1 protein-coding gene is annotated in these 2,750 nt (G+C 48.0%); it reads left to right on the plus strand.

The features are described 5' to 3' along the window. Nucleotides 1-716: 716 nt before the first annotated feature. Nucleotides 717-2,294: an FAD-dependent oxidoreductase gene (locus VI01_RS24455; protein WP_197079626.1), complete on the plus strand. Its 1,578-nt coding sequence runs from the start codon at nt 717-719 to the stop codon at nt 2,292-2,294. Nucleotides 2,295-2,750 lie beyond the last annotated feature (456 nt).

Genomic DNA, 2,750 nt, shown 5'->3' on the forward strand with positions numbered 1-2,750 from the left:
CCAGCATCCAGCATCCAGCATCCAATGCAATCCAAACAACTCAACCTATCCGGCCAATCCAATATTGCTGGCACCAAAAGCATTTCATTTATCAGATGCGATCATTCCATCTCTATAACCAACAAAAGTGATTAATCACACCTTAGAGATGATTTAGACAAGACGGAATCCAGGATAAGGCTTGTATGCTGTTTTTGGCAATGACGCATTAGTGCACGTCAAACTAGAACGATAACGAAATGCCGATTATCGCTTAGGTGGATATTCACTCTTGTAGAAAATTGCCCAACAAGCAGTTGCGAAGAAATAAACAATTCAAAAAATACGGCACGATGAATGCATCGACATACCTTACCAGGATTCAAAACGTAGAGTCCAAACAACCCAATAGCTATCATCGCCGTCTCTTCATCTTCACCAAAAAAACATGGTGATTTTCAGCCTGAAAATTTCTGAAATTTTCTTCTAATACACTACCTTATAGCATTTTCAGGTCGGTGAGAAATCTATCTGAAAACGTGACAATGTCATTTCACGCTTTAGACATTAGCATCCATGATCGCAAGCCCGGAAGGGGAGGGTACTCATCTACTGCCTGTAAGAATGCTTTATTCTGAGTATTAGAAAGACGGTGAGCTAAAGCACGTCCGGCGCTATCAAGTGCAATTATACTTTGCATTAAGATGTGCGAATCAAACTAACCTCAGGCGTTTACCATGGCGTTGCATGTATTACTCGCGCCACAGTCGGATACTCCTATGAACCATATCGACGTTCTCATCGTTGGAGCAGGGCCCACCGGTTTGGTGCTGGCACTCTGGCTCACCCGTCAAGGTGTGTCGGTTCGAATCATCGACAAGAGTCAAGGACCAGGTGAAACATCACGAGCAATGGCTATTCAGGCTCGCACGCTTGAGCTTTATCGTCAGCTGGATATCGCTGAAGAGGTTATAGCAGCAGGCTATAAAATGCCGGCGATGAATATGTGGGCGAGGGGAGAACCGAAGGCGCGTATTCCCCTGCAGAATGCGGGTAAAAGTATTTCCCCCTATCCGTTTGTGCTTGTATTGCCCCAGGACATACATGAAAAACTTCTGATCGCACGCTTAAATACTGCTGGTGTTGACGTCGAAAGGCAAACAGAATTCATGTCGTTCAGGGAAGAGGGCGATAACGTCGTTGCTACGATCAGGACACCAACAGGGCAAACCGAAATCTGCACTGCCACCTACCTTGCAGGCTGTGATGGAGCGCATTCTTCAGTGCGCCATCAAATGGGTAGTGACTTCGAGGGTGGCACTTATAACCACCTCTTCTACGTTGCCGATGTGCTGGCCAGTGGAGTGACACCCGCGAATGAGGGACATATCGCTTTCGACAAGTCAGATTTTGTTTTAGTTATGCCTTATGGACCAGAACATCAATATCGTTTGATCGGCACTGTCGAGAGTGAAGAAGGAGATAGGCAGCAACACGCTTTTGACGATGTCAGCCAACGGGCCATCAGTGGACTAGGGCTCAGCATCCAACAGGTTAACTGGTTTTCTACTTACCGTGTTCATCACCGGGTGACCAATCATTTCCGTGATGGCCGCGCATTTCTGCTGGGTGATGCAGCACACGTCCATAGCCCGGCAGGAGGGCAGGGGATGAATACGGGCATTGCCGATGCGATAAACCTGGCGTGGAAATTGGCTGCGGTGATTAAAAATCGGGCCCCTGAAACCTTACTGGACAGCTATGAAACGGAGCGCAAAGCCTTCGCTCACAAACTGGTGAAAACCACAGATCGGGTATTCACCTTTGTCACTGTCGCTGGTGGATTCGCCGATTACGTGCGTACGCACATTGCACCAGCGATCGCCAGTCAAGCCTATCAATATGGTCGCGTACGCGAATACCTTTTCCGGATAATCTCGCAAACGACGATGAGCTATTTGGACAGCCCCCTAAGTGAGGGAAAAGCGGGAGAGATCAGTGCGGGCGATCGCCTGCCATATGTCGCCGGGGGTGAGACTGACAATTATGCATCACTGAGAAAGATAGCCTGGCAAATACACATCTACGGCAGAGCAACTGAAGACGTCAGGAACTGGTGTGATCGTCATAGTATGGATTGGCAGGTTTTTCCCTGGCAGGAAGCATTTGAGAAAAGAGGATTCAAAAAAGACACGGCTTACTTAATTCGGCCGGACGGCTATATCGGTCTGGTGGCCGCTGAAAGACACGCAGAGCGCCTTTCAGCTTATATCAGTCGTCTAGGAATACAGCGAGCCCTGTTATTGAAACATTGAGAGTTATTACACATTAATAGGCAAACCAACTCCTGACAGAAAAAACGCCATGCCAGTGCATGACAAGGCGCAGGTATTACTGTGACTGACTCGACCCTGCTCATGATTTAACATGCAAATCTGCTCGTGTCTTCGCTACCCTATTACTGGTGAGTGGCGCGGCGGCATTGCCCCAACTATTGCTGTCAGGGCGCTTCCAGGCAACATCCGACATTCTGGCAGCCGTTAGATTTACTTAGCTCACAGCCCAATCCTGTACGGTCAAATGTCAGCAAACTTCTTGCTGGAGTGGCGGTTTTGCATGCGCATGGCCTTCGCGAACTCATAAGCATTAAAGTGCCACTCAGACTCGACTGAGCTTGATATAGATGGCGCAACCTGACTCTCTTCCTTAACTGCATAACTGCATAACTGCATAACTGCATAACTGCATAACTGCTTAACTGCTTAACTGCT

Source organism: Pantoea sp. SM3 (genome assembly GCF_000963995.1).
GTDB lineage: Bacteria > Pseudomonadota > Gammaproteobacteria > Enterobacterales > Enterobacteriaceae > Pantoea > Pantoea rwandensis_B.

Excerpts from the sequence above, each read along its gene's own strand:
- VI01_RS24455 (WP_197079626.1), top strand. The coding sequence starts at position 717 with ATGGCGTTGCATGTATTACTCGCGCCACAGTCGGATACTCCTATGAAC.